Genomic DNA, 24,458 nt, shown 5'->3' on the forward strand with positions numbered 1-24,458 from the left:
GTTCACGTCGTTCGCATCCGCGCGAGGACGACCCGGAGCAATCGAGAGGACACCCATGAAGAAGGACATCCACCCCGACTACGTCGAGACCCAGGTGACCTGCACCTGCGGTGCGTCGTTCACCACCCGCAGCACCGCGACCTCCGGCTCGATCCGCGCCGACGTCTGCTCGCAGTGCCACCCGTTCTACACCGGCAAGCAGAAGATCCTCGACACCGGCGGCCGCGTCGCCCGCTTCGAGGCCCGCTACGCCAAGAAGGCGCCGGCGAAGGCTGCCGACCAGGACGCTGCAGAGAGCAAGTAGCCCTGCACCAGCGCCGACCCCCCGCACTGCGGGCGGTCGGCGCTCCTCATTTTCAGCGCATCAGTCGCCGGACACCCGGCAGAAGGAGCACACCGTGTTCGAGGCCGTCGCCGGGCTCGCGAACGAGCACGCCGAGCTCGAGATGCGCCTGGGGGCCCCCGAGACCCACGCCGACCAGCGACTGGCCAAGCAGCTCAACCAGCGCTACGCCGAGCTCTCGGCCGTGCTCGCCACGTGGCGTGAGTGGCTCGCCCTGGGGGGCGACATCGACGCCGCCCGCGAGCTCGCCGCCGACGACCCGGCGTTCGCCGCCGAGGCCGACGAGCTCACCGCGCGGCGTGCGACGGTCGAGGAGAGGCTGCGCCACCTCCTCGTGCCCCGCGACCCGACGGACGCCAAGGACGCCATCGTCGAGGTCAAGTCGGGGGAGGGTGGTGAGGAGTCAGCGCTGTTCGCCGGTGACCTCCTCCGCATGTACTCCCGGTTCGCCGAGACCCGCGGGTGGCGTACCGAGATCCTCGACGCCACCGAGTCCGACCTCGGCGGCTACAAGTCCGTGACGATGGCGGTCAAGGCCAAGGGCACCCCCGCGCCGGGAGAGGCGCCCTACGCCCTGCTGAAGTTCGAGGGCGGCGTGCACCGCGTCCAGCGAGTGCCGGTGACCGAGTCCCAGGGTCGCGTGCACACCTCTGCGGCCGGAGTGCTCGTGATGCCGGAGGCCGAGCAGGTCGACGTCGTGGTCGACGACAACGACCTGCGCATCGACGTCTTCCGCTCCAGCGGCCCGGGTGGTCAGAGCGTCAACACCACCGACTCCGCAGTCCGGATCACGCATGTGCCGACAGGCATCGTCGTCAGCTGCCAGAACGAGAAGTCGCAGCTGCAGAACAAGGAGTCCGCTATGCGGATCCTGCGTGCCCGGCTGTTGGCGGCGGCCCAGGAGGAGGCCGACGCCGAGGCCAGTGAGGCACGCAAGAGCCAGATCCGCACGGTGGACCGGTCCGAGCGGATCCGCACCTACAACTTCCCCGAGAACCGCATCTCCGACCACCGCACGGGCTACAAGGCCCACAACCTCGACACCGTCCTCGACGGCGAGCTGGGGCCTGTCATCGACAGCGCCGTGACCGCCGACCTCGAGGCGCGCCTCGCGTCGTTGGAGGAGTGAGCACCGTGCGCCGCCAGGAGGTCCTCCGGGGCGCGGTGACCGCCCTCTCAGGGGCGGGTGTCGCGAGTCCCGAGCACGACGCTGCCGAGCTGCTGGCGTTCGTCCACGGAACCACCCGCGCGAGGCTCTTCGAGCTCGACGACGTCTCCGACCAGGCACGCGGGCGGTACGACGCCCTGGTGGCCCGTCGTGCGGCGCGTGAGCCGCTCCAGCACCTGACCGGGACCGCCGCGTTCCGCCACGTCGAGCTGTCGGTCGGCCCAGGTGTCTTCGTGCCCCGCCCCGAGACCGAGCTGCTCGCAGGGTGGGCGATCGAGGCCGCACGACTGTCCCAGCACGAGAACCGGAGCTGCCGCGTCGTCGATCTGTGCACCGGGTCCGGTGCCATCGCGAAGGCGGTCGCCCACGAGGTCCCCGAGGCTGACGTCCACGCCGTCGAGCTGGACCCGTCCGCGTTCGCCTGGGCCGAGCGCAACCTGGAGGGCACTGGCGTCGACCTGCGTCAGGGCGACATGGCCACCGCTTTCGAGGAGCTCGCCGGCACCGTGGACGTCGTCGTGTGCAACCCGCCCTACATCCCGCTCGAGGCATGGGAGTCGGTCGCCCTCGAGGCTCGTGACCACGACCCCCACCTCGCGCTCTTCTCCGGTCAGGACGGCCTCGACGCGATGCGCCTCCTCGAGCAGCGCGCGAGCCTGCTGCTGAGGCCGGGAGGCGTCGTGGGGGCCGAGCACGCCGACGCCCAGGGTGAGTCGGCGCCCGGAGTCTTCCGTGCCCGACCACACTGGCGCGAGGTGGTCGACCATCTCGATCTCGCGGGTCGTCCGAGGTACCTCACCGCGCGACTGGCAACATGACCCCCGTGCAAAGGCTGCCCACCTCGACCGATGACGAACGCGACGCTGCCGTGGAGGCGGCCGCCGGCGCTGTGCGCCGCGGTGAGCTGGTCGTCATACCGACCGACACCGTCTACGGCATCGCCGCCGACGCCTTCTCGCACGAGGCGGTCGGAGCCCTGCTCGCGGCGAAGGGTCGGGGTCGTGAGATGCCGCCTCCTGTCCTGGTCTCGAGCGCGACGACCCTCCAGGCGCTGGCCGTCGCCCTGCCTGACTGGGTCCAGCCACTGGTTCAGGAGTTCTGGCCGGGTCCGCTCACCCTGATCTGCCTCCAGCAGCCCTCACTGACCTGGGACCTCGGGGACACCCAGGGAACCGTCGCCGTGCGCATGCCGGACGACCAGCTCGCCCTGGCCGTCCTCGAGCGCACCGGCCCGCTCGCGGTGAGCTCGGCCAACCTCACCGGCCGGCCCGCCGCCACGGACGCCGATGCGGCGGTGGAGATGCTCGGGGACGTCGTCAGCGTCGTGGTCGACGCGGGCACCTCCGGTGGGGGAGAGGCCTCGACCATCGTGGACACCACGGGCGCGCAGGGCCGGATCGTACGCCGGGGAGCCCTGTCCCTCGAGGCTCTCAACGCGGTGCTGCAGCCCCACGGCGTCACGCTGACGGACGAAGGCTAGGGGCGACGAGCGCCCGATGCGGGAGTACCTCCTCGTCTTCCTCGTGGCCCTCGTGGTCACCTACCTCCTCACGGTCATCGCCCGCGAGATCGCGTTGCGCACCGGTGCGGTCGCGAAGGTGCGTGACCGTGACGTGCACGCCACGCCGATCCCCTACGGCGGCGGGCTGGCGATGCTGGGTGGTCTCGTGGCCGGCTACCTCGTGGCCCGCGAGCTGCCGTTCCTCTCGCGAAGTCAGGACTTCGTCTTCCAGGACTCCGGCACGGTGGTCCTCTGTGGCGGGCTCGTCTGCGCCCTGGGCCTGCTCGATGACATCTTCGACCTCGACGCCCTGACGAAGTTCGGTGGCCAGCTGTTGGTCGCTGGACTTCTCGTGCAGCAGGGCGTGCGCCTCTACTACCTCCCGGGACCCGACGGCACGCAGTTCGCCCTGGACAACGCGCAGGCGGCCCTGCTGACCCTGCTGGTCGTCATCGGCACCATCAACGCGGTCAACTTCGTGGACGGACTGGACGGGCTGGCTTCCGGCGTGGTGGGAATCGGTGCCCTGGCACTCTTCCTGTTCACCTACATCCTCTCGGACCAGAACGACCTGACCCTGGCCACCACCGGTGCCCTGCTCAGCGCTGCCCTCGCGGGCGCATGCGCCGGCTTCCTGCCCCACAACTTCCACCCGGCCCGACTCTTCATGGGCGACTCGGGGTCGATGCTCATCGGCCTGGTCCTCTCCGCCAGCGCGTTGACCCTGACCGGCCAGTTCGACGGCAACGCGATCCAGAGCGGCGGCAACAGCTTCTTCGTGACGGTGCTCCCGGTGATGCTGCCGGTCTCCTTGCTGATGGTGCCGCTGCTCGACCTCGTGCTCGCCGTCGTACGACGCACCCGTGCTGGCCGCTCGCCGTTCAGCCCGGACAAGCAGCACCTCCACCACCGCCTCCTCGAGATCGGCCACTCCCAACGACGGGCGGTCTTCATCATGTGGATGTGGGCGGGCCTGCTCGCCACCGGAGCGGTGCTCGTGAGCCTCTACAGCGGGCAGCAGGTGTGGATGGGCCTGGCTGCGATGTTCGTCGTGGTGGTCGCTCTCACCTTCGTGCTGCCGATCCTGCACCGGCCGCCGAAGACCGGTCTGGGCGACCCACGACTCGACTGAGGAGCACGGGGGACGAGCCGGGTTGGTGGCGTCCCGCGACTTTGTGATAGTTTTCACGAGCGCCTCGGGGCTCGTTCTCCGGGGTCCCGGCCACACGCTGGTCGATCGCCAGAACGCCCTCCACAGAACGGCCGCCACCATGACGACCGAGTCGAAGCAGGACACCCCGCCGCGCTCGCGCGGCCGCGGTGCTTCCCCGCTCCTCGGTGCAGCGGTCGCCTCGGCGGTCCTGGTCGTGATCCTGGGGGTGATCGCCCAGGTGGCAGCCGGGTCGGCCGGCCTCAAGGGAGCGCTCGCCGGCGGCGGCCTCGCCCTGGTCGTCTTCCTCGTCGGCACGCTCGTCGTCGCCACGGTGGCCCGCCTGGTCCCCGCGATGTCGTTGCTGATCGCCCTGCTGACCTACGTGCTCCAGGTCGTCCTGATGGGCGTCGTCGTGCTGGCGCTGGTCCGTTCGGACCTCGGTGGGCAACAGCTGTTCCGCGAGTGGTTCGCGGGCGCGGTCATCTCCGTGACGATGCTGTGGCTCGGCGTCCAGGTGTGGCTGTTCACCAGGCTGCGGATCCCGGTCTACGAGCTCCCCGACCACCGCGCACCCGGGGGTGAGGCATGACCTCCTCGACTGCTAGTGTGCGCAACGCGATGCCCGACCACAGCAGCCCCTCGGTCGAGCCCACCGGCGATCCGTGGCACGCGTTCGGATTCATCGTGTCCGGCGTGCTGGTCTACGGACTGGCAGGGTGGGCTGCTGACCGCTGGTTCGGGACATCGTGGCTGGTGGTCGTCGGGATCCTGTTCGGCGCCGGCATGGGCATCTACATGACGTGGGCGAGATTCAACAAGCCCTACTCCCAGGTCTTCGACAAGTTGAGCGAAGACGAGAAGAACGACACAGGAGAACTCAGGTGAACGACGTCGCGACTGCCGCGATCCGCGCGGAGGGCTTCACGCCTCCGGGCCCGGGCGACTTCAACCTGCCCCCCATCGGCCCGGACAGGACGTTCGAGTTCCTGGGGCAGACGATGTATCTCGGCGTCACCAAGCCGATGATCCAGCTGGTCCTGTCGGCCGTCCTGATCTTCGCGTTCTTCCACTACGCCGCCAAGAAGCAGGCGATGGTGCCCGGCAAGCTCCAGTACGTCGGTGAGCAGGGCTACAACTTCGTGCGCAACTCGCTGGGTCGCGACATCCTCGGCAGCCACGACTTCATGCGCTTCGTCCCCTACCTCTTCGCGCTGTTCTTCTTCATCCTGCTCAACAACCTCTTCGCCTCGATCCCGTTCCTCCAGTTCCCGACGTTCTCCCGTTCGGGCATGGTCTACGGTCTCGCGCTGCTGAGCTGGATCATCTACAACGCGGTCGGCATCAAGAAGCACGGCTTCGGCGGCTACCTCAAGCTCCAGTCCGTCCCGGCCGGTGTCGGCGGGCCGATCCTGGCGCTGCTGATCCCGCTGGAGTTCCTCTCCAACATCATCGTCCGGCCGGTCACGCTGGCCCTTCGTCTGTTCGCCAACATGCTGGCGGGCCACCTCCTGCTCATCCTGTTCGCCCTGGGCGGCGAGTACCTCCTCCTCCACGGCGCCACGTTGGTCAAGCCCGTCGGCATCCTGGCGTGGCTGCTCTTCATCGCCATCTCGTTCCTGGAGATCCTGATCCAGTTCCTGCAGGCCTACGTGTTCGTGCTGCTCAACGCGATGTACATCCAGAGCGCTCTCGCAGACGAGCACTGATCCACCCGCGGCCCCGGCCGCACCCCAGTTGTCCCACCAGCTACTCCGTAGCACCAACCGAAAGGAAGATTGCCGTGGAAGGCACTCTCAACGGCTCGCTCAACATGATCGGCTACGGCCTGGCGGCCATCGGCCCCGGTATCGGTATCGGCCTGATCTTCGCGGCCTACATCTCCGGTGTCGCTCGCCAGCCCGAGGCGCAGGGTCGCCTGCAGTCGATCGCCATCCTGGGCTTCGCCCTCGCGGAGGCGCTCGCCATCATCGGCATCGCGCTCGCGTTCGTCCTCAACTGACCCTGGCTCACGCCGACTGACGAAAGACTGCCATGCAGACACAGATCATCCTCGCGGCGGGCGAGGGGGAGCTCAATCCGCTGGTTCCCCACCCCATCGAGATCGTCCTGTCGCTCGTCGTCTTCGGGATCCTCTTCTTCGCAGTGAAGAAGTACGTCGTCCCGAGCTTCGAGAAGACGTATGCCGAGCGCACCCAGGCGATCGAAGGCGGTCTTGCCGCGGCCGAGACCAAGCAGGCCGAGGCCGACGCCAAGCTCGCCGAGCTCGAGAAGCAGCTCGGTGACGCACGGCACGAGGCCGCGCGGATCCGCGAGGAGGCCCGCGAGCAGGGCGCCCAGATCGTCGCGGAGATGCGTGAGCAGGCCCAGGCCGAGTCCTCGCGCATCGTCGAGCACGGCAAGGCGCAGATCGAGGCCGAGCGCCAGCAGGCGGTCACCTCCCTGCGTGCCGAGGTCGGGGCGCTCGCCACCGGCCTGGCCGGTCGCATCGTCGGGGAGAGCCTGGACGACGAGGCTCGCCAGAGCCGCGTAGTCGACCGCTTCCTCGCCGAGCTGGAGTCCGACGGCTCGACGACCAGCGGGAGCGGGGTCAACTGATGGCCCGCACCATGCGTGGAGCCTCCGCGGACGCCCTGGCTGACCTGACCAGCATCCTGGTCGGCAAGCTCGGGGGCGGCGCAGACGCGAGCCGCATCGGTGACGACCTGTTCACGGTGTCGTCGCTGCTGCGGTCCGAGGCGGCGCTCCGCCGGGTGGTGACCGACGTGTCCGTGGACGCGCCGGCGAAGAAGAACCTCGTGACCGGGCTCCTCGCGGGCAAGGTCGACGAGGTCTCCCTCGACCTCGTCGGTGAGGCGGTGAGCCGTCGCTGGACGGTCTCTCGCGATCTCGCCGACGCGTTGGAGACCCTCAGCGAGGTCGCCGTCGTACGCTCGGCAGGCACCGAGTCGGGACGCCTGGCCGACGAGCTGTTCGCGTTCGGTCAGGCGGTCAACGACAATCCCGGGCTGCGCGACGCGCTCTCCGACCCCTCCCGGTCGGTCGAGGACAAGTCCGCCCTGGTGCGGGGACTCCTCGAGGGCAAGGCGCTGCCGGCGACGATCACCTTGGCCACGCAGTCCCTGGCCGGCACCTACCGCACGGTCGCCGCTGCGCTCGCGACCTACCAGCAGGTGGCGGCCGAGGTGCACGGCGAGCGCGTGGCCACCGTGCGCGTCGCACACCCCCTGGCCGAGGCCGACCGCCAGCGCCTGGCCGACGCCCTGTCGCGCCAGTACGGCCGGCCGATCCAGCTCAACGTGGTGATCGACCCTGAGGTCATCGGCGGCCTCCGGGTGGAGATCGGTGACGACGTCATCGATGGCACAGTGGAGACCCGACTCGCCGACGCCCGCCGCAAGCTGGCCGGGTGACCAGCTCACGCTTTTCGAGCAGCCCATACTTTCGAGCAGTACAGATGAACTTGAGGAAGAGGAAATGACGGAGCTTTCGATTCGTCCGGACGAGATCCGGGACGCGCTGCAGCGTTTCGTGTCCGACTACAAGCCCGAGTCGGCCAGCAAGGAAGAGGTCGGCACGGTCGCGGAGGCTGCTGACGGCATCGCCCGCGTGAGCGGCCTGCCCTCGGTCATGGCCAACGAGCTGCTCGAGTTCGAGGACGGGACGCTCGGTATCGCGCTCAACCTCGACACCCGTGAGGTCGGCGTCGTGGTGCTCGGTGACTTCGACAAGATCGAGGAGGGCCAGACCGTCCGTCGTACGGGCGAGATCCTCTCGGTCCCCGTCGGTGACGGCTACCTCGGTCGCGTGGTCGACCCGCTGGGCACCGCGATCGACGGCCTGGGCGAGATCACGCCCCTCGAGGGTCGCCGCGCGCTGGAGCTCCAGGCCCCCGGCGTGATGGTGCGCAAGTCGGTGCACGAGCCTCTGGCCACGGGCATCAAGGCGATCGACGCCCTGACCCCGATCGGCCGCGGCCAGCGCCAGCTGATCATCGGTGACCGCTCGACCGGCAAGACCACGATCGCGATCGACACGATCATCAACCAGAAGGCCAACTGGGAGTCCGGCGACCCCGACAAGCAGGTTCGCTGCATCTATGTCGCCATCGGTCAGAAGGGCTCGACCATCGCCGCCGTGCGCGGGGCGCTGGAAGAGGCCGGCGCCCTGGAGTACACCACGATCGTGGCCTCTCCCGCGTCCGACTCGGCCGGCTTCAAGTACCTCGCCCCCTACACCGGCTCGGCCATCGGCCAGCACTGGATGTACGACGGCAAGCACGTCCTCATCGTCTTCGACGACCTGACCAAGCAGGCCGAGGCCTACCGCGCCGTGTCGCTGCTGCTGCGTCGTCCGCCGGGCCGTGAGGCCTACCCCGGCGACGTGTTCTACCTGCACAGCCGGTTGCTCGAGCGTTGCGCGAAGCTCTCCGACGAGATGGGCAAGGGCTCGATGACGGGTCTGCCGATCATCGAGACCAAGGCGAACGACGTCTCGGCGTTCATCCCGACCAACGTCATCTCGATCACCGACGGTCAGATCTTCCTGCAGTCCGACCTGTTCGCGGCCAACCAGCGCCCCGCCATCGACGTGGGTGTCTCGGTCTCGCGAGTCGGCGGCTCGGCGATGACCAAGGCGATGAAGGCGGTCACCGGCTCGCTGAAGGTCGACCTGGCGCAGTTCCGCGCCATGGAGGCGTTCGCGATGTTCGCCTCCGACCTGGACGCGGCCTCGCGTCAGCAGCTCGACCGGGGTCAGCGCCTGATGGCGCTGCTCAAGCAGCCCCAGTACTCCCCCTACCCGGTGGAGGAGATGACCGTCTCCCTCTGGACCGGGACCTCCGGTCGTCTCGACCGCGTCCCGACCGACGACGTGCTGCGGTTCGAGAACGAGTTCCTCGACTACCTCCGTCGCAGCCACGAGGGCATCCTCGCCGGCATCCGCGAGTCGCTGAAGTTCGAGGACTCCACCGAGGCCGAGCTCGCCAAGGCCTACGACTCCTTCCTCGACCAGTTCGAGACCTCTGACGGCCAGAGCATCAAGGCCGGCAAGGAGGAGCACGTCGCTCTCGAGGACGAGGACGTCGAGCAGGAGCAGATCGTCAAGCAGAAGCGGGGCTGACACATGGCTCTCTCGGTACGCGAGTACCGCGCGCGGATCAAGTCGACGGAGTCGATGAAGAAGATCACGCGTGCCATGGAGCTCATCGCCGCGTCCCGCATCATCAAGGCACAGCAGCGGGCCCAGGCGGCCGCGCCCTACGCGCGTGAGCTCACGCGGGCGGTCTCGGCCGTCGCCACCTTCTCCAACGTCGACCACGCGTTGACGGTGGAGCCGGAGAACCCCACGAAGGCGGCGATCCTCATCGTCACCTCCGACCGGGGACTCGCCGGCGCCTACTCCTCGAGCGTGCTCAAGGAGGCCGAGCGTCTCATCGAGAAGCTCAAGGGCGAGGGCAAGGACGTCGACCTCTACATCTCCGGTCGCAAGGGCGAGGCCTACTTCAAGTTCCGCCAGCGCCCGATCGTGCAGGCGTGGACCGGCTTCTCCGACCAGCCGACCTACGACGTCGCCCAGGACATCGGCGCCACGCTGATCTCCGCCTTCCTCAACGAGACCGGGGAGGCGCCCGAGCAGGACACCGCCCCTGGTGTCGACGAGGTCCACGTGATCTACACGCGGTTCCGCTCGATGCTCAGCCAGGAGCCCACCGCGGTGCGGCTGCTGCCCCTCGAGGTCGTGGAGGGCGAGGAGAAGCCGGCGGCCGAGGACGTGCTGCCGCTCTACGAGTTCGAGCCGTCGCCCAGCGACGTCCTGGACTCACTGCTGCCGCGCTACGTGCAGAGCCGGATCTTCTTCGCCCTGCTGCAGGCGGCCGCCTCCGAGCTGGCCGCTCGCCAGAAGGCGATGAAGGCTGCCACCGACAACGCCGACGAGCTCATCAAGAAGTACAAGCGCATCGCCAACCAGGCTCGCCAGGCTGGCATTACCCAGGAAATCAGCGAGATCGTCGGTGGCGTCAACGCCCTCGCCGACGCACAAGCCGGGAGTGAATGAGATATGACTGCCACAATCAACGAGTCCGCAGAGACCACGGCGGGCGGCTCCACGGGCCGCATCGCGCGGGTCATCGGCCCGGTCGTGGACATCGAGTTCCCGACCGACGGGATGCCTGCCATCTACAACGCACTGACGTGCGAGTTCGAGCTGAGCGGCGAGACCAAGACGATCATCCTCGAGGTCGCCCAGCACATCGGCGACGGCATGGTCCGCGCCATCTCGATGAAGCCCACCGACGGCCTGGTCCGCGGCGGTCAGGTCATCGACACCGGCGAGTCGATCACGGTGCCGGTGGGCGACGCCACGCTCGGCAAGGTGTTCAACACCACCGGTGACGTCCTCAACCTCGAGGAGGGCGAGACCTTCGAGCCCGCCGAGCGCTGGGGCATCCACCGCAAGGCGCCGGCCTTCGACCAGCTGGAGTCCAAGACCCAGATGTTCGAGACCGGCATCAAGGTCATCGACCTGCTCACCCCCTACGTGCAGGGCGGCAAGATCGGCCTGTTCGGCGGCGCGGGCGTCGGCAAGACCGTGCTCATCCAGGAGATGATCGCGCGAGTCGCCAAGGACCACGGCGGTGTGTCGGTGTTCGCCGGCGTCGGTGAGCGCACCCGTGAGGGCAATGACCTCATCGTCGAGATGGAGGAGGCCGGAGTCCTCGGACAGACGGCCCTCGTCTTCGGCCAGATGGACGAGCCGCCGGGCACGCGTCTGCGCGTGGCCCTCTCGGCGCTCACGATGGCGGAGTACTTCCGCGACGTGAAGAAGCAGGACGTGCTGCTCTTCATCGACAACATCTTCCGCTTCACCCAGGCCGGCTCCGAGGTCTCCACGCTGCTCGGTCGCATGCCGTCCGCGGTGGGCTACCAGCCCAACCTCGCCGACGAGATGGGTCAGCTGCAGGAGCGCATCACCTCGACCCGCGGTCACTCGATCACCTCGCTGCAGGCGATCTACGTCCCCGCCGACGACTACACCGACCCGGCGCCGGCCACGACGTTCGCGCACCTGGACGCCACGACCGAGCTCTCGCGTGAGATCGCCTCGCTCGGCATCTACCCTGCGGTGGACCCGCTGACGTCGACCTCGCGGATCCTCGACCCGCAGTACATCGGCCAGGCCCACTACGACTGCGCGATCCGCGTGAAGCAGATCCTGCAGCGCAACAAGGAGCTCCAGGACATCATCGCGATCCTCGGTGTCGACGAGCTCTCCGAAGAGGACAAGATCATCGTCTCGCGGGCTCGGCGCATCCAGCGGTTCCTCTCGCAGAACACCTACGTCGCCAAGCAGTTCACCGGCATCGAGGGCTCGACCGTTCCGGTTGCCGACACCATCGAGGCGTTCAACAAGATCGCCGACGGTGAGTACGACCACGTGGCCGAGCAGGCGTTCTTCATGTGTGGTGGCCTGGACGACGTCGAGGCCAAGTGGGCTGAGATCCAGAAGAGCCTGTGATGGCTGGCTCAACTCTCCACGTCGAGCTCGTCGCAGCCGACCGACTCGTGTGGTCGGGCGAGGCGAAGATGGTGATCGCCCGCACGACCGAGGGTGACGTCGGGATCCTGCCGGGCCACGCCCCGGTCCTCTCCGTGATCATCGAGGGGGTCGTCGACGTGCAGACCGCCGAGGGCGAGACCTGGGTCGCAGCCGTCGACGCGGGCTTCCTGTCCGTGGCCAACAACCGGGTCTCGATCCTGTCCGAGTACGCCGAGATGTCGCACGAGATCGACCTCGAGAAGGCACGCCAGGACCTCGAGCGGGCCAAGTCCGCCGGCGAGAACGACGACGAGGCTGCCGAGGCTGTCCGCCGCGCCGAGGCCCGCATCCGGGCCGTGGAGCGGGCCTCCTGAGGGCCGATCAAGCCTGACGCTAGGGTGAGCGCACGGATCAGTCGATCCGTGCGCTCACCTTTGTGGTTCGCGGCCCCGCTCGTGTGGGTCTCGGCCGCCGTCGAAGCTTGTGGGAGGGTGTGAATGCCGCTCTGGGCATGGGTGCTCGACGCCGTCGGACTGCTGCTGCTCCTCGTCCTGCTCTACGGCCTGGCCCTCATCGTCCGCAGGCGCATCCTGGCCCGGCACGGCGGTACCTTCGAGCTCAGCTCGCGCGAGCGGAGCGACCGTCCGGGCCGTGGGTGGGCCCTGGGAGTCGGGCGCTACAGCGGCGACGACCTGGAGTGGTTCCGAATCTTCTCGCTGTCGCCGAAGCCCAAGCACGTGTGGCACCGCGACCACCTGGCCTACACGGGTCGACGACCGCCTGAGGGTGGCGAGCAGCTCTCGCTCTACGCCGGTCACGTGGTGGTCTCCTGCATGCACCGTGGGGTCCCCGTCGAGCTGGCGATGAGTCAGTCCTCGCTCACGGGCTTCCAGTCGTGGCTGGAGGCGGGTCCTCCGGGGACCGACTGGAACCGGCGCTGAGCTCGGCCTCGATGGCGGACTGGGTCGCCGCGTCGTAGGCCACCAGCCGGATGTCCTCCAGGGAGGTGGCGGCCGACATCACCGACTCCACGGCGACGGCGATCGCATCGGCGCGCGGCCATCGGTAGACCCCTGCGCTGATCAGGGGAAACGCGATGCTGCGAGCGCCCAGGTTCTCTGCGACCTCCAGGGAGCGGCGGTAGCAGGAGACGAGCAACCCGCGGTCGGTCTCGCCCGCCCCGTAGTTCGGCCCGACCGTGTGGACCACCCAGCGTGCCGGCATCTTCCCGGCGGTCGTCCACCCCGCGTCACCGGTGGCCAGGCCGTGGGGGAACCTCCGGACGCAGTCGGCGAGCACGGCCGGTCCGCCGGCCCTGTGGATCGCCCCGTCCACCCCGCCGCCTCCGCGCATGGCCCGGTTGGCGGCGTTGACCACCACGTCGACGTCGAGGGTGGTGATGTCGGCGTGCACGGCGGTGATCACGCGATCATCCGCCTCATCACCAGGCGCGGCATCTTGCTGGCGACGGCATCGGTCTGCCCGACCACCTCGAAGCCCTGCCGCTCGAACATCGCGCGGGTGCCGACGAAGGCCATGGTGAGGTCCATCCGACCCGCGGGGTCGACGGGATAGGTCTCCACGGCCGGGGCGCCGTGTGCGGCGGCGTGCGCCACCGCACCCTCGATGAGCTGCGCGGTCACTCCCTGCCTGCGGTGCCCCGACCGTACGACGACGCAGATGATGCTCCAGACGGGCAGGTCGTCCACCGGTCTGATGAGCTTGGAGGCCACCAGCCGCGGGATGTCGCTGCGCGGGGCGACGTGGCACCAGCCCACGGGGAGCTCGTCGCGATAGGTGATCACCCCGAAGCCACCCGGCCGCGCCGCCAGCGCGCGCGCAGCCGACTCGCGGCTGCCGTCACCGAGCTCGTCGATGTCCTTGGCCCGCAGGCGGTGCGAGAGGCACCAGCAGTGCGTGCTGCGACGGTTGGGGTTGATGACGTCGGCGAAGTCGTCGAAGCGCTCGGCCGTGACCGGTTGCGTCGTCCAGGCCTCGGAGGTCATGCCGCGTGACTACCTCTCGCCGCCGGGCTTCCACAGCACGTCGCCATTCTCCCGGTTCGCGTGCCTGGCGAGGATGAAGAGCAGGTCGGAGAGTCGGTTGAGGTACTTGATCGCGAGCAGGTTCATGGTCTCCTCGTGCTCGGCCCAGGCGGCCCAGCCCGCCCGCTCGGCACGTCGTACGACGGTGCGCGCGACGTGCAGGTGGGCGGCACCGGGGGTGCCGCCGTTGAGGATGAACGAGCGCAGGTTGGGCAGCGTCTCGTTGTAGTGGTCGCACCATCCCTCCAGCCGGTCGACGTAGTCCTGCTCGATGCGCAGCGGGGGGAACTCGGGGTCTTGGACGACCGGGGTGCAGAAGTCGGCCCCCACGTCGAAGAGGTCGTTCTGGATCCGCGTGAGCACTGTTGCGACGTCCTCGTCGAGCCCGGCGTCGGCCAGGGCGACGCCGATGAAGGCGTTGGCCTCGTCGACCGTGGCGTAGGCCTCCAGCCGCAGGTCTGTCTTCGTGGTGGTGCTCATGTCGCCGAGCCGGGTCTGACCGGCGTCGCCGGTCCGGGTGTAGATGCGGGTGAGGTTGACCATGCCGCCGAGGGTAGCGCTGCTGAGGCCGGGCTGGACCAGTCCGGAAATCGCTGGCTGGAATGCAACCGAACCTGGTGGGATGACGTCGTAGTATGCGTGACGAGCGTCACTGAGCAGCGGGGGACGGCTGCCCACCAAGGCGGCGAGGAGATGAGATGGACATCAGGAGCGAAGGCGCGATCCTGGTGCTGAGTGGCGCGTTCGACGTGCGCAGCACAGGCGAGGTCCGCAACGCCCTCTACGAGCAGCTCGCCGGATACGACTCCGACGTGGTCGTGGACATGTCCGAGGTCTCCACCGTCGACGCCACCGCGCTGCGTGTGCTGGCGGTGGCGACGCGCTACGCCTGGCTCACCGGTCATCACCTCACGTTGCGCAACCCGAGCCCCAGCGTGCGTCGCATGCTCCACCTGTGTCGCATGGCCCACGCGGTCGAGGTCGAGCGGACCGCAGTCTCGGCGTGAGGGCTGCGTCACATGTCCAGCCGATGACGCCCCGGTGACCGTCGGCTTACGCTGTCGCCCATGACCGAACAGCGCCCCGAGACGGCTGAGCCCACCAAGGACAAGCCGACCAAGGACAAGCCGTGGGTGATGCGCACCTACGCCGGCCACTCCACGGCCGAGGCGTCCAACGCGCTCTACCGCACCAATCTCGCCAAGGGCCAGACCGGCCTCAGCGTGGCCTTCGACCTCCCGACGCAGACCGGCTACGACCCCGACAGTCCGCTGAGCCGCGGCGAGGTCGGCAAGGTCGGCGTCCCCGTGCCGCACCTGGGTGAGATGCGCAAGCTGTTCCACGACATCCCGCTCACCGGGATGAACACCTCCATGACGATCAACGCCACGGCGATGTGGCTGCTCGCGATGTACCAGGTCGTGGCCGAGGAGCAGAACCCCGACCTCGAGCCGAGCGAGGTCGCCGGGCAGCTCGCCGGCACCACCCAGAACGACATCATCAAGGAGTACCTCTCCCGGGGACCTACGTGTTCCCCCCCGAGCACTCGCTCCGGCTGATCAGCGACATGATCGCCTACACCGTCCACGAGATCCCCAAGTGGAACCCCATCAACATCTGCAGCTACCACCTGCAGGAGGCAGGGGCCACCCCCGTCCAGGAGCTCGCCTACTCGCTGTGCACCGCCATCGCGGTCCTCGACCAGGTGAAGAGCTCGGGCAAGGTCTCCGAGGACGACTTCGAGAAGGTCGTCGGGCGCATCTCGTTCTTCGTCAACGCCGGGGTGCGCTTCATCGAGGAGACCTGCAAGATGCGGGCCTTCGTCCAGCTCTGGGACGAGATCACCCGTGAGCGCTACGGCGTGACCGACCCCAAGATGCGTCGCTTCCGCTACGGGGTGCAGGTCAACTCGCTCGGCCTCACCGAGGCCCAGCCCGAGAACAACGTGCAGCGCATCGTCCTGGAGATGCTCGGTGTGACGCTCTCCAAGGACGCCCGCGCCCGCGCCGTGCAGCTGCCCGCCTGGAACGAGGCGCTCGGCCTGCCCCGCCCCTGGGACCAGCAGTGGTCGCTGCGCCTCCAGCAGGTGCTCGCCTTCGAGTCCGACCTGCTCGAGTACGACGACATCTTCGCCGGCAGCCACGTCGTCGAGGCCAAGGTCGCCGAGCTGGTCGAGGGTGCCAAGGCCGAGATCGACCGCGTGCAGGCCATGGGCGGTGCCATCGCCGCCGTCGAGTCGGGCTACATGAAGTCCAACCTCGTCTCCGCCCACGCCGCTCGCCGCGCTCGCATCGAGTCCGGCGAGGAGATCATCGTCGGCGTCAACAAGTACGACACCACCGAGCCGTCGCCGCTCACCTCGAACCTCGACGAGGCGATCATGGCCGCGGACCCGCAGGCCGAGCAGTCGGCCCTGGAGTCGGTGCGCGCCTGGAAGGCGCAGCGTGACGAGGCCGAGGTGACTGCCGCGCTCGAGGCGCTGGCCGCCGACGCCAAGACCGACAAGAACCTCATGCACGCCACCCTTGCGGCGGCACGCGCGGGCGCCACCACGGGGGAGTGGGCCGGCACGCTGCGCGAGGTCTTCGGCGAGTTCCGGGCGCCCACGGGCGTCTCGGGTGCGGTCGGCGTCGCCGAGGCGGGCGCCGAGCTGACCACGGTCCGCGAGCGGGTCAAGGCCACCGGTGACGAGCTGGGCGGCGGGCGCCTGCGCGTGCTCGTCGGCAAGCCCGGCCTCGACGGCCACTCCAACGGCGCCGAGCAGGTCGCCGTACGCGCCCGCGACGCCGGCTTCGAGGTGATCTACCAGGGCATCCGGCTGACTCCCGAGCAGATCGTCGCGGCTGCGGTCGCCGAGGACGTCCACCTCGTGGGGCTCTCGATCCTGTCTGGCTCCCACATGGAGCTGGTGCCGGACGTGCTCGAGGGCCTGCGCGCAGCAGGCCTCGGTGACGTGCCCGTGATCGTGGGGGGCATCATCCCCACCTCCGACGCCAAGGCGCTGCAGGAGCAGGGGGTGGCGGCCGTCTACACCCCCAAGGACTTCGGCCTCACCGAGATCATGGGCGGTTTCGTCGACGTCATCCGCAAGGCCCACGGCCTGGACTGAGCGCGCAGGCACTACGGCTGCGTGAGGTAAGGCAACCCTTAGCGCGTGCTAGCCTGTGTGCGTGGGCAAGGGCAAGAAGACGGACAAGCGGGCGTCGGCCGATGGCACGCGCATGCTCCCGAAGGTGGAGTGCTGCGTGTCGAAGAAGCGCTGCGAGCGCTGCCCCCTCAGGATGCTGAAGGAGGGCACGCTGCCCGCCGGCTACACCGTCCACAAGCGCAAGCTCATTCGTCGCGACGGCAAGAAGGTCACCAAGAAGCGGCTCGCCAAGGCTGCGTGACCAGCCGTCGTCCCGCCTGAGAGACTCAGGCCATGGGTCGCGTGCTGGTGGTCGGTGCCGGTGTGGTCGGGCTCAGCTGTGCCGTGCGACTGCTCGAGGCCGGGCATCGCGTCGACGTCGTCGCGCGGGACCTGCCGATGGAGACGACCTCGGCGGTCGCTGCGGCGCTCTGGTACCCCTACCTGGCCAGCCCGCACGACCGCGTGACGGCGTGGGCCCGGACGTCGTACGACGTCTTCGCCGGGCTCGCGGCCGAACCGGGCTCCGGGGTCCGCATGCTCACCGGCACCGAGGTGCTGCGCGAGCGGCAGGCCGACCCGTGGTGGGCGGCGGCGGTGCCCCAGCTGGACCGTGAGACCGCACTGCCGCCGGGGTACGACGACGGCTGGACGTTCGTGGCGCCGGTGGTCGACATGCCGGTCCACCTGCGGTGGCTCACCAGCCGCGTCGAGGAGCTCGGCGGAACGCTCACCCGGATGAACCTCTCGGCGCTCCCGGACTCGGAGGGCGTGCTCGTCGTCAACGCCACCGGGCTGGGGGCCCGGCACTTCGCCTCCGACCCGGCGGTGCGCCCGGTCCGCGGCCAGGTCGTGGTCGTGGAGCAGACCGGTCTCGAGCGCTGGCTCCTCGACGGTGCGGGCCTGACCTACGTGGTGCCGCGGACCCGGGAGATCGTCCTGGGCGGCACCGACCTCGAGGGGGAGTGGAGCCGCACGCCCGACCCCGCGACGGCCGAGGCGATCCTCCATCGTGCGTGCGCGCTGGTCCCCGAGCTCGAGGGAGCGAAGGTCCTGCGCCACAAGGTGGGGCTGCGCCCGGCGCGTCCCTCCGTGCGCGTCGAGCGTCTCGGGGACGTGATCCACTGCTACGGCCACGGCGGCGCCGGTGTGACCCTGGCCTGGGGGTGCGCCCAGGAGGTCGCCTGTCTCGCTGAGGGGGCGGCATGAGCGACCTGCAGTGCGCGGCGAGGCTGTTCGTGGCGCGCCACGGTGAGGCTGAGTACGAGTCTGGCTTCCTGTCCGACCACGGCGGATCCCTCACCCGGACAGGCCGGCACCAGGCACGCGAGCTGGCCGATGCCTTGGCGGGCCAGCGACTTGCGCGCGTCTGGACCAGCTCGATGGCTCGCGCCGTGCAGACGGCAGAGATCGTCGCCGCGCGCCTGGGCGTCGACGTCGTCGTGCGCGAAGGGCTGCGCGAGATCGGAGTGGGCGACCATGCCGGCACGATCGGCGACCCCGACCCGTTGGCCGAGACGTTCGCAGCCTGGGCCGGCGGCGACCTCGAACCGCGAGTGGCGGGAGCGGAGTGCGGCAAGGAGGTCGTGGATCGCGTCTGCGGCGTGCTGGAGGAAGTGGCCGACGCGCACCGTGGCGAGTCGGCGCTGGTGATCAGCCACGGTGGTGCCATCTGCTGCGCCGTGCCGTACCTCGCAACCAACCTGCGAAGCGACCACGCTCTCGACGCGCCACTGGCGCACTGCGCGGTGATCGAGCTCGACGGTGACGCCGACGGCTGGGTCGCCCGGTCGTGGGCGGGCCAACCCCTCTAGAGCAATCCGTCAGTCGCGTCTGCTGCGGACGAGCAGCCCGACGATGCCGGCGCCGGCCACGAGTCCGATCAGTGCTCCGACGAGGGGCGCGGACTCCGACCCCGACACGCTGTCCGTCACGACGCTGCCGATGACGGTAGCGACCATGACCACGAGGGCAAGGGCCATGCGGGAAGCCATCTCCTTGGCGAACAGGGTCGCCATCGACTCGACGCCGCCGCGACTGCCGAGCGGGCGCACGTCGATGACTGATCCCCGGTTGATCGGCCCATAGATGTGCGGGAAGGCCTCGTCGCCGACCTGTTCCTCGCGGACCTCAGCCTCCAGGTGCTCGGAAGCGATCGTCAGCAGCACGAGGGGCTCGCCGGCCTCTCGGTAGTAGCGACCGAAGACGTCCTTGACCTGCTCACGCCGGCACGCGTGGACGAAGCCCACCTCCGCGAGGTCGCGTCCCAGGGTGGAGGTCGTGTAGGAGCCGGAGCGGACGGCCGCCTGCCAGTCAGCGCGCGTGGCGATGTGGAAGATCCGCGTTGAAGGAGCTTGCGTCACCGAGCGAGGGTATCGGCCGGCCGCTGCTACACCGCCATGTCGTCGGACATCGTTCGGGATGTGTGACGAGTCAGCTGCTTGGGCGACCGATTCGTCGTACGTCCCGAGCGACAGTCAGGCGGCGCGCCGGGATTCGCTCCTCCTGATCGGTCTGCCGGAGCCCGTCACGATGGCAGGTGCCACCGACGACGAACGCCGCCGACGATCAGAAGAGGCGGTGCTCGGCGTCGTCCATGCCGCGCAGGGCGTCGTAGTCGACCACGGCACAGGCGATGCCCCGGTCAGCGGCGAGCACTCTGGCCTGCGGCTTGATCTCCTGGGCGGCGAAGATGCCGCGGACCTGCCCCTTGGTCGTGAGCAGCGGGTCGCGGTTGAGGAGCTCGAGGTAGCGGGTCAGCTGCTCCACCCCGTCGATCTCCCCGCGACGCTTGATCTCCACCGCGACCGAGAGCCCGGACGCGTCCCGGCACATCAGGTCGACGGGACCGATGGCGGTGGGGAACTCGCGGCGGACCAGGGTGAGCCCGTCGGCCAGGGTCGCGGGGTGCTCGGCGAGCAGCTCCTGGAGGTGCTTCTCGACCCCGTCCTTCTGCAACCCGGGGTCGACGCCGAGGTCGTGGCTCGAGTCGTGGTGGACCTCGTCGATGAGGATGCGCAGGGTGCCGTCGGCCTTCGTCGCGGTGACGATCCACTCGAGCTGGCCGTCCTCGCTGGTGCCCTCCCGGATCGAGCACGGCGGCGACATCCAGTTGAGCGGCTTGTAGGAGCCCCCGTCGGAGTGGATCAGCACCGAGCCGTCGCTCTTGATCATCAGCACCCGCTTGGCCATCGGGAGGTGAGCGGTCAACCGGCCCGCATAGTCCACCTGGCAGCTGGCGACGACGATCCTCACGGGCGGGACCTTACAGTGGCCCCGTGACGCACGGGGCGACGGCAGGGCCGGCAACAGGGGTGACCACGGGGCTGGGCGCGGGCCCCACTGGCGCGTACGACGTCCGGCCCGCGCGCCGACGCGACCTGCCGCTGCTTGCGGGCATCGAGGACTCCGGGCTGGCCGCGTTCGAGGCCGTGCTGGGCGACCTGACGGGCGATCCGCTTGCGTCGCCCGCGCGGGCGGGCGAGGAGCGTGCGGCGGAGGACGGCTTCATCCTGGTGGCCGAGCACGCGGTCGGCGAGGAGGTCGTCGGCTTCGCCCACGTGCGCGTCCTCGACGGTCACGCCCACCTCGACCAGCTGTCCGTCCTCCCCGGCCACGGGCGTCGTGGTGTGGGTCGTGCGCTCGTCGAAGCGGCTTGCGAGCGGCTGGCCGTGCGCGGGCACGGCTCCATCACGCTGCTGACCTACGCCGAGGTGCCGTGGAACGCTCCCTTCTACTCCCGCATCGGTTTCGTCGAGGTGCCCGACGACGAGCCGCGCGGCGGTCACCTGCGACCCGTGCTCGCCGAGGAGGACAGGCTGGGCCTGGGCCGCCACGGGCGACGGGTGCTGATGCGGCGGGTGCTGCTACGGCACCGCACGACCGAGGAGCTCACCGCGCTGCTTCCGGTCCTCGACTCCAGCCCACGTGACGAGGGCACCCTGCGCCTGCTCGTGCGCCGGCCCGCGGTGGGGGCTCGTGAGGTGCTCGACGTCGGCGTGCTGGACCTCAACGTCGGCCTCGCCGGTGACACGTGGCAGGAACGGGGGAGCAGGCGCACCGACGACGGGTCGGCGCACCCCGACATGCAGCTGAACGTGATGAGCCACCCGCTCGTCGAGTTCCTCGCCCAGGACCCCGAGCGCGAGGCACTCGCCGGCGACCAGCTCTACCTCGACCTCGACATGTCCCACGACAACCTTCCCGTGTGGAGCGAGCTGCACATCGGGGGAGCCGGCGGTGCGGTGATCCAGGTGACCGACCAGCCCCACAACGGCTGCGGCAAGTTCATCTCCCGCTTCGGCAAGGAGGCGATGGCGTTCGTCAACGGTCCCGAGGGAAAGCCGCGCCGGTTGCGCGGGCTGTGTGCGCGCGTCGTGCGGCCCGGAGTGGTCCGCCCCGGCGACCCGGTCGTCGTACGCCGCCCCGAGGCGCAGGCCTGACCCATCTCTGATGTCGGGACTGTTACCCCCTGGTAGGAACCGGTGTCACAATTCCCGCCATGAGCGCCCCCACTCCCGAAGCCGCCACCCCTGAGCAGATCACGCAGACCCTGGTCCAGCCCTACCTCGACCACGCCCTGCGCATGTACGAGTCCGGCTACGCCACCAGCACCGACATCGACAACGCGATGCGCTTCGGTTGCGGCTACCCCAAGGGTCCGCTGACCGTCCTGGCCGAGCGGGGCGAGTTCGCGCCCCAGGAGTCGACGGGCGAGACCGCCGCCGCCGAGCCGCGGCACGACGTGCGCACCGTCGGCGTGGTGGGCACCGGGACCATGGCGTCCGGCATCGTCCAGGTCTTCGCCCAGGCCGGCTTCGACGTGGTCTACGTCGGCCGCGGGGACGACAAGGTCGCCGGGGTCCGGGCCGGCATCGAGAAGGCGCTGGACAAGGCGATCTCGCGCGGCAGGCTCGACGAGGCCGGCAAGACCGAGGTTCTCGGCCGGCTCACGGGAGCCACCGAGCGCGAGGCGCTGGCCGACGTGGACCTCGTCGTGGAGGCCATCGCCGAGGACCTCGAGATCAAGCTGGCGCTGTTCCGCGACCTCGACCGCATCTGCAAGCCGGGCGCGATCCTCGCCACCACGACCTCGTCGCTGCCGATCACCGAGTGCGCCAAGGCGACGAGCCGGCCCGAGTCGGTCATCGGCATGCACTTCTTCAACCCCGCCGTGATCATGAAGCTCGTCGAGGTCGTCACCACCGACCTCACCGGTGCCGACGTCAACGAGACCGTGCTGGCGCTCTGCGCCAAGGTCGGCAAGGTGGCCGTCTCCTGCGGTGACCGCTCGGGCTTCATCGTCAACGCGCTGCTGTTCCCCTACCTCAACGACGCCGTCAAGCTCCTCGAGTCCGGCGTGGCCACGACGACCGAGATCGACGCGGCCATCAAGGAGCACGCGGGCTTCCCGATGGGCCCCTTCGAGCTGCTCGACGTGGTCGGCAACGACGTGTCGCTGGCCATCCAGAAGGAGCTGTACGCCGAGTTCGGCGACGCCGCCTTCGAGCCTGCCGAGACGCTGGTCAAGGTCGTCGCCGACGGCCACCTCGGTCGCAAGACCGGCAAGGGGTTCCACGACTACAGCTGAGACCACCAGCACCCAGTCCAGCCCTCAGCCCCCGTGCCTGTGAGCGCGGGGGCCCGTGGCATGCTTCGGCGCATGGACGCTGTGACCCCAGACACCACCCGTCCCTTCGAGCGGATCGGGGTCGTGGGCCTCGGCACCATGGGCGCGGGCATCGCCGAGATCTTCGCGCGCAACGGCTACGAGGTCGTCGGCATCGAGATCAACGACGCCGGTCTCGAGCGCGGTCGCCAGCACATCGCCCACTCCACGGGCCGCGCGGTCTCGCGCGGCAAGCTCACCGAGGAGGAGCAGGCCGAGCTCATCGGGCGGATCACGTTCACCACCGACCTCCAGGACGCCAAGGACTGCCAGTTCGTGATGGAGGCGGTCATCGAGCAGCTGCCGGTCAAGCAGGAGGTGATCGGGCGGCTCGGCGCGATCGTCGCCCCTGACGCGATCCTGGCAACGAACACGTCCTCGCTGTCGGTCACCGAGATCTCCACGGCCACGCCGAACCCGGGTCGGGTCGTCGGAGTCCACTTCTTCAACCCGGCCCCGGTCCAGGCGCTGGTCGAGGTCGTGCGGACGGTCGTGACCGAGCCGGAGGTGCTCGACAAGGTCTCCCAGCTGCTGCGCTCCCTCGGAAAGACCCCGATCGTGTGCGGCGACAAGGCCGGGTTCATCGCCAACACCCTGCTCTTCGGCTACCTCAACCACGCCGTGTCGATGTACGAGGGCAAGTACGCCTCCCGCGAGGACATCGACGCCGCGATGCGGTTCGGCTGCGGCTACCCGATGGGTCCGCTCGCCCTGCTCGACCTCATCGGGCTCGACACCGCCTACGAGATCCTCGACACGATGTACAAGCAGGGCCGTGACCGGCTGCACGCGCCGGCGCCCATCCTCAAGCAGTACGTCACTGCCGGCCTCCTGGGTCGCAAGTCCGGCCGCGGCTTCTACACCTACGAGGCGCCCGACAGCCGCGTCGTCGTACCCGACGCCCAGACGCCGTCCGAGGAGGACGCCCCCGAGCTCAGGTACGACATCGCCAAGGTCGGCGTCGTCGGCACCGGCACCATGGCCAGCGGCATCGCCGAGGTGTTCGCCAAGGCGGGCTTCGACGTGCTCTTCGTCGGCCGCGGCCAGGACAAGGTCGACGGCGTCATCTCATCGATCACCAGGAGCTTCGACAAGCAGATCCAGCGTGGCCGCGCGACCGAGGACGACAAGACCTCGACCCTCTCCCGCCTGCGCGGCACCACCTCCCTCGACGACCTCGCCGACGTCGACATGGTGGTCGAGGCGATCGCCGAGGACCTCGCCATCAAGACCACGCTCTTCGAGAACCTCGACGAGATCTGCCGCGGCGGCCGGGGCGGCAAGGGCGCGATCCTGGCCACGACGACCTCCAGCCTGCCGATCATCGAGCTGGCCCGCGTCACCAGCCGTCCCCAGGACGTCATCGGGATGCACTTCTTCAACCCGGCCACGATCATGAAGCTCGTCGAGGTGGTCTCGACCGTCGCGACCGACGAGGACGTCACCGAGACCGTCCTCGCCCTGTGCGACAAGGTCGGCAAGGTCGCGGTCAGGTGTGGCGACCGCGCGGGGTTCATCGTCAATGCGCTGCTGTTCCCCTACCTCAACGACGCGGTCAAGATGCTGGAGGCCCACTACGCCACCGCCGACGACATCGACACCGCCATGAAGCAGGGCTGCGCCCTGCCGATGGGCCCCTTCGAGCTGCTCGACGTGGTCGGCAACGACGTCTCGCTGGCGATCCAGCGCGAGCTCTACCTCGAGTTCCGCGAGCCGGGCTTCGCCCCCGCACCGCTGCTGGAGCACCTGGTCACCGCCGGCTACCTCGGTCGCAAGACCAAGCGCGGGTTCCGCGACTACACGACTGCCTGATCCCGCGTGGCGGGCTCGCCACCACGTGGGTGTCGCATCGGCTGCCTCCTGTTCGTAGCGTAGGCAGGGGCGGACACGAGGGTCTGCCCGACGAAAGGGAGCAGG

The 24,458-nt window shown here is 69.3% G+C and carries 28 protein-coding genes and 1 pseudogene; 24 read left to right on the forward strand and 5 right to left on the reverse strand.

What is annotated here, in order from left to right; genetic code table 11:
* Positions 1–55 precede the first annotated feature (55 nt).
* From rpmE to EXE58_RS14255, 16 genes are all read left to right on the forward strand, one after another.
* The gene (gene rpmE / locus EXE58_RS14180) at positions 56–304 is read left to right on the forward strand and encodes a 50S ribosomal protein L31 (protein WP_135268483.1); all 249 of its coding nucleotides are present in this window, start codon (positions 56–58) and stop codon (positions 302–304) included.
* Positions 305–398: 94 nt separating this feature from the next.
* Positions 399–1,472: a peptide chain release factor 1 gene (gene prfA, locus EXE58_RS14185; protein ID WP_135268484.1), complete on the forward strand. Its 1,074-nt coding sequence runs from the start codon at positions 399–401 to the stop codon at positions 1,470–1,472.
* Positions 1,473–1,477: 5 nt separating this feature from the next.
* Entirely contained in the window at positions 1,478–2,329 is an 852-nt protein-coding gene (gene prmC / locus EXE58_RS14190) for a peptide chain release factor N(5)-glutamine methyltransferase (protein WP_135268485.1), read from the forward strand.
* Positions 2,326–2,991: an L-threonylcarbamoyladenylate synthase gene (locus EXE58_RS14195; protein ID WP_135268486.1), complete on the forward strand. Its 666-nt coding sequence runs from the start codon at positions 2,326–2,328 to the stop codon at positions 2,989–2,991. The genes prmC and EXE58_RS14195 overlap by 4 nt, the downstream gene beginning before the upstream one ends.
* A 16-nt stretch (positions 2,992–3,007) precedes the next feature.
* The gene (locus EXE58_RS14200) at positions 3,008–4,144 is read left to right on the forward strand and encodes an MraY family glycosyltransferase (RefSeq protein ID WP_135268487.1); all 1,137 of its coding nucleotides are present in this window, start codon (positions 3,008–3,010) and stop codon (positions 4,142–4,144) included.
* A gap of 139 nt (positions 4,145–4,283) precedes the next feature.
* A complete protein-coding gene (locus EXE58_RS14205) occupies positions 4,284–4,754 on the forward strand; it encodes a hypothetical protein (protein WP_135268488.1) in 471 nt (156 codons plus the stop codon).
* Positions 4,751–5,050 (forward strand): AtpZ/AtpI family protein, encoded by a 300-nt coding sequence (locus EXE58_RS14210; RefSeq protein WP_135268489.1) that lies wholly within the window; start codon positions 4,751–4,753, stop codon positions 5,048–5,050. The genes EXE58_RS14205 and EXE58_RS14210 overlap by 4 nt, the downstream gene beginning before the upstream one ends.
* Positions 5,047–5,871, forward strand: a complete 825-nt coding sequence (atpB, locus tag EXE58_RS14215) for a F0F1 ATP synthase subunit A (RefSeq protein ID WP_244242239.1) — start codon at positions 5,047–5,049, stop codon at positions 5,869–5,871. The genes EXE58_RS14210 and atpB overlap by 4 nt, the downstream gene beginning before the upstream one ends.
* A gap of 104 nt (positions 5,872–5,975) precedes the next feature.
* Positions 5,976–6,164 (forward strand): ATP synthase F0 subunit C, encoded by a 189-nt coding sequence (gene atpE, locus EXE58_RS14220; RefSeq protein WP_207208869.1) that lies wholly within the window; start codon positions 5,976–5,978, stop codon positions 6,162–6,164.
* A gap of 32 nt (positions 6,165–6,196) precedes the next feature.
* A complete protein-coding gene (locus EXE58_RS14225; protein ID WP_135268491.1) occupies positions 6,197–6,760 on the forward strand; it encodes a F0F1 ATP synthase subunit B in 564 nt (187 codons plus the stop codon).
* Entirely contained in the window at positions 6,760–7,575 is an 816-nt protein-coding gene (locus EXE58_RS14230; RefSeq protein WP_135268492.1) for a F0F1 ATP synthase subunit delta, read from the forward strand. The genes EXE58_RS14225 and EXE58_RS14230 overlap by 1 nt, the downstream gene beginning before the upstream one ends.
* A gap of 64 nt (positions 7,576–7,639) precedes the next feature.
* Positions 7,640–9,283, forward strand: a complete 1,644-nt coding sequence (gene atpA, locus EXE58_RS14235) for a F0F1 ATP synthase subunit alpha (protein ID WP_135268493.1) — start codon at positions 7,640–7,642, stop codon at positions 9,281–9,283.
* A 3-nt stretch (positions 9,284–9,286) separates the two neighbouring features.
* Positions 9,287–10,219 (forward strand): F0F1 ATP synthase subunit gamma, encoded by a 933-nt coding sequence (locus EXE58_RS14240; protein WP_135268494.1) that lies wholly within the window; start codon positions 9,287–9,289, stop codon positions 10,217–10,219.
* A gap of 3 nt (positions 10,220–10,222) precedes the next feature.
* The gene (atpD, locus tag EXE58_RS14245; RefSeq protein ID WP_135268495.1) at positions 10,223–11,680 is read left to right on the forward strand and encodes a F0F1 ATP synthase subunit beta; all 1,458 of its coding nucleotides are present in this window, start codon (positions 10,223–10,225) and stop codon (positions 11,678–11,680) included.
* The gene (locus EXE58_RS14250; protein ID WP_135268496.1) at positions 11,680–12,075 is read left to right on the forward strand and encodes a F0F1 ATP synthase subunit epsilon; all 396 of its coding nucleotides are present in this window, start codon (positions 11,680–11,682) and stop codon (positions 12,073–12,075) included. The genes atpD and EXE58_RS14250 overlap by 1 nt, the downstream gene beginning before the upstream one ends.
* Before the next feature lie 123 nt (positions 12,076–12,198).
* Positions 12,199–12,642 (forward strand): DUF2550 domain-containing protein, encoded by a 444-nt coding sequence (locus tag EXE58_RS14255; protein ID WP_135268497.1) that lies wholly within the window; start codon positions 12,199–12,201, stop codon positions 12,640–12,642.
* Here the strand turns inward: EXE58_RS14255 and EXE58_RS14260 are convergent.
* Genes EXE58_RS14260 through EXE58_RS14270 form a run of 3 tightly spaced genes read right to left on the reverse strand, consistent with a single transcriptional unit; the run spans position 12,581 to position 14,289 of the window.
* Positions 12,581–13,126, reverse strand: a complete 546-nt coding sequence (locus EXE58_RS14260) for an O-acetyl-ADP-ribose deacetylase (protein WP_135268498.1) — start codon at positions 13,124–13,126, stop codon at positions 12,581–12,583. The genes EXE58_RS14255 and EXE58_RS14260 overlap by 62 nt on opposite strands.
* The gene (locus EXE58_RS14265) at positions 13,123–13,707 is read right to left on the reverse strand and encodes a GNAT family N-acetyltransferase (protein ID WP_135268499.1); all 585 of its coding nucleotides are present in this window, start codon (positions 13,705–13,707) and stop codon (positions 13,123–13,125) included. Before EXE58_RS14265 ends, EXE58_RS14260 begins: the two co-directional genes overlap by 4 nt.
* 9 nt (positions 13,708–13,716) lie before the next feature.
* Positions 13,717–14,289 carry a cob(I)yrinic acid a,c-diamide adenosyltransferase gene (locus EXE58_RS14270; protein WP_135268500.1) on the reverse strand — a complete coding sequence of 191 codons (573 nt, stop codon included), beginning with the start codon at positions 14,287–14,289 and terminating at the stop codon, positions 13,717–13,719.
* 155 nt (positions 14,290–14,444) lie between these two features.
* Between EXE58_RS14270 and EXE58_RS14275 the strand changes: the two genes are divergently transcribed.
* The 5 genes and pseudogenes from EXE58_RS14275 (at position 14,445) to EXE58_RS14295 (ending at position 18,687) form a co-directional block, all read left to right on the forward strand.
* Positions 14,445–14,753: an STAS domain-containing protein gene (locus EXE58_RS14275; RefSeq protein ID WP_135268501.1), complete on the forward strand. Its 309-nt coding sequence runs from the start codon at positions 14,445–14,447 to the stop codon at positions 14,751–14,753.
* A gap of 129 nt (positions 14,754–14,882) precedes the next feature.
* Positions 14,883–16,855 (forward strand): annotated as a pseudogene (locus EXE58_RS14280) (protein meaA).
* A 61-nt stretch (positions 16,856–16,916) separates the two neighbouring features.
* Positions 16,917–17,135: a hypothetical protein gene (locus tag EXE58_RS14285; protein ID WP_135268502.1), complete on the forward strand. Its 219-nt coding sequence runs from the start codon at positions 16,917–16,919 to the stop codon at positions 17,133–17,135.
* 32 nt (positions 17,136–17,167) lie between these two features.
* The gene (locus tag EXE58_RS14290) at positions 17,168–18,082 is read left to right on the forward strand and encodes an FAD-dependent oxidoreductase (protein WP_135268503.1); all 915 of its coding nucleotides are present in this window, start codon (positions 17,168–17,170) and stop codon (positions 18,080–18,082) included.
* Entirely contained in the window at positions 18,079–18,687 is a 609-nt protein-coding gene (locus tag EXE58_RS14295; RefSeq protein ID WP_135268504.1) for a histidine phosphatase family protein, read from the forward strand. Before EXE58_RS14290 ends, EXE58_RS14295 begins: the two co-directional genes overlap by 4 nt.
* 9 nt (positions 18,688–18,696) lie before the next feature.
* On the opposite strand, the gene EXE58_RS14300 is transcribed toward EXE58_RS14295, so the two are convergent.
* Together EXE58_RS14300 and nucS are read right to left on the reverse strand one after the other, a co-directional pair.
* The gene (locus EXE58_RS14300; protein WP_208544023.1) at positions 18,697–19,236 is read right to left on the reverse strand and encodes a DUF952 domain-containing protein; all 540 of its coding nucleotides are present in this window, start codon (positions 19,234–19,236) and stop codon (positions 18,697–18,699) included.
* Positions 19,237–19,441: 205 nt separating this feature from the next.
* Positions 19,442–20,128 carry an endonuclease NucS gene (gene nucS, locus EXE58_RS14305; protein ID WP_135268505.1) on the reverse strand — a complete coding sequence of 229 codons (687 nt, stop codon included), beginning with the start codon at positions 20,126–20,128 and terminating at the stop codon, positions 19,442–19,444.
* 23 nt (positions 20,129–20,151) lie between these two features.
* Between nucS and EXE58_RS14310 the strand changes: the two genes are divergently transcribed.
* The 3 genes from EXE58_RS14310 to EXE58_RS14320 all read left to right on the forward strand — a co-directional run bounded on the left by EXE58_RS14310 (position 20,152) and on the right by EXE58_RS14320 (position 24,353).
* The gene (locus tag EXE58_RS14310; protein WP_135268506.1) at positions 20,152–21,315 is read left to right on the forward strand and encodes a GNAT family N-acetyltransferase; all 1,164 of its coding nucleotides are present in this window, start codon (positions 20,152–20,154) and stop codon (positions 21,313–21,315) included.
* 59 nt (positions 21,316–21,374) lie between these two features.
* Positions 21,375–22,463, forward strand: a complete 1,089-nt coding sequence (locus EXE58_RS14315; protein ID WP_135268507.1) for a 3-hydroxyacyl-CoA dehydrogenase family protein — start codon at positions 21,375–21,377, stop codon at positions 22,461–22,463.
* 72 nt (positions 22,464–22,535) lie between these two features.
* A complete protein-coding gene (locus EXE58_RS14320) occupies positions 22,536–24,353 on the forward strand; it encodes a 3-hydroxyacyl-CoA dehydrogenase family protein (RefSeq protein ID WP_135268508.1) in 1,818 nt (605 codons plus the stop codon).
* Positions 24,354–24,458: the final 105 nt, after the last annotated feature.

Origin of the sequence: Nocardioides seonyuensis (genome assembly GCF_004683965.1) — a bacterium.
GTDB lineage: Bacteria > Actinomycetota > Actinomycetes > Propionibacteriales > Nocardioidaceae > Nocardioides > Nocardioides seonyuensis.

Coding starts and splice junctions, on each gene's coding strand:
- rpmE (WP_135268483.1), top strand. CDS start 56: ATGAAGAAGGACATCCACCCCGACTACGTCGAGACCCAGGTGACCTGC.
- EXE58_RS14195 (WP_135268486.1), top strand. CDS start 2,326: ATGACCCCCGTGCAAAGGCTGCCCACCTCGACCGATGACGAACGCGAC.
- EXE58_RS14200 (WP_135268487.1), top strand. CDS start 3,008: ATGCGGGAGTACCTCCTCGTCTTCCTCGTGGCCCTCGTGGTCACCTAC.
- EXE58_RS14205 (WP_135268488.1), top strand. CDS start 4,284: ATGACGACCGAGTCGAAGCAGGACACCCCGCCGCGCTCGCGCGGCCGC.
- EXE58_RS14210 (WP_135268489.1), top strand. CDS start 4,751: ATGACCTCCTCGACTGCTAGTGTGCGCAACGCGATGCCCGACCACAGC.
- atpE (WP_207208869.1), top strand. CDS start 5,976: ATGATCGGCTACGGCCTGGCGGCCATCGGCCCCGGTATCGGTATCGGC.
- EXE58_RS14225 (WP_135268491.1), top strand. CDS start 6,197: ATGCAGACACAGATCATCCTCGCGGCGGGCGAGGGGGAGCTCAATCCG.
- EXE58_RS14230 (WP_135268492.1), top strand. CDS start 6,760: ATGGCCCGCACCATGCGTGGAGCCTCCGCGGACGCCCTGGCTGACCTG.
- atpA (WP_135268493.1), top strand. CDS start 7,640: ATGACGGAGCTTTCGATTCGTCCGGACGAGATCCGGGACGCGCTGCAG.
- EXE58_RS14240 (WP_135268494.1), top strand. CDS start 9,287: ATGGCTCTCTCGGTACGCGAGTACCGCGCGCGGATCAAGTCGACGGAG.
- atpD (WP_135268495.1), top strand. CDS start 10,223: ATGACTGCCACAATCAACGAGTCCGCAGAGACCACGGCGGGCGGCTCC.
- EXE58_RS14250 (WP_135268496.1), top strand. CDS start 11,680: ATGGCTGGCTCAACTCTCCACGTCGAGCTCGTCGCAGCCGACCGACTC.
- EXE58_RS14255 (WP_135268497.1), top strand. CDS start 12,199: ATGCCGCTCTGGGCATGGGTGCTCGACGCCGTCGGACTGCTGCTGCTC.
- EXE58_RS14265 (WP_135268499.1), bottom strand. CDS start 13,707: ATGACCTCCGAGGCCTGGACGACGCAACCGGTCACGGCCGAGCGCTTC.
- EXE58_RS14270 (WP_135268500.1), bottom strand. CDS start 14,289: ATGGTCAACCTCACCCGCATCTACACCCGGACCGGCGACGCCGGTCAG.
- EXE58_RS14275 (WP_135268501.1), top strand. CDS start 14,445: ATGGACATCAGGAGCGAAGGCGCGATCCTGGTGCTGAGTGGCGCGTTC.
- EXE58_RS14290 (WP_135268503.1), top strand. CDS start 17,168: ATGGGTCGCGTGCTGGTGGTCGGTGCCGGTGTGGTCGGGCTCAGCTGT.
- EXE58_RS14295 (WP_135268504.1), top strand. CDS start 18,079: ATGAGCGACCTGCAGTGCGCGGCGAGGCTGTTCGTGGCGCGCCACGGT.
- EXE58_RS14315 (WP_135268507.1), top strand. CDS start 21,375: ATGAGCGCCCCCACTCCCGAAGCCGCCACCCCTGAGCAGATCACGCAG.
- EXE58_RS14320 (WP_135268508.1), top strand. CDS start 22,536: ATGGACGCTGTGACCCCAGACACCACCCGTCCCTTCGAGCGGATCGGG.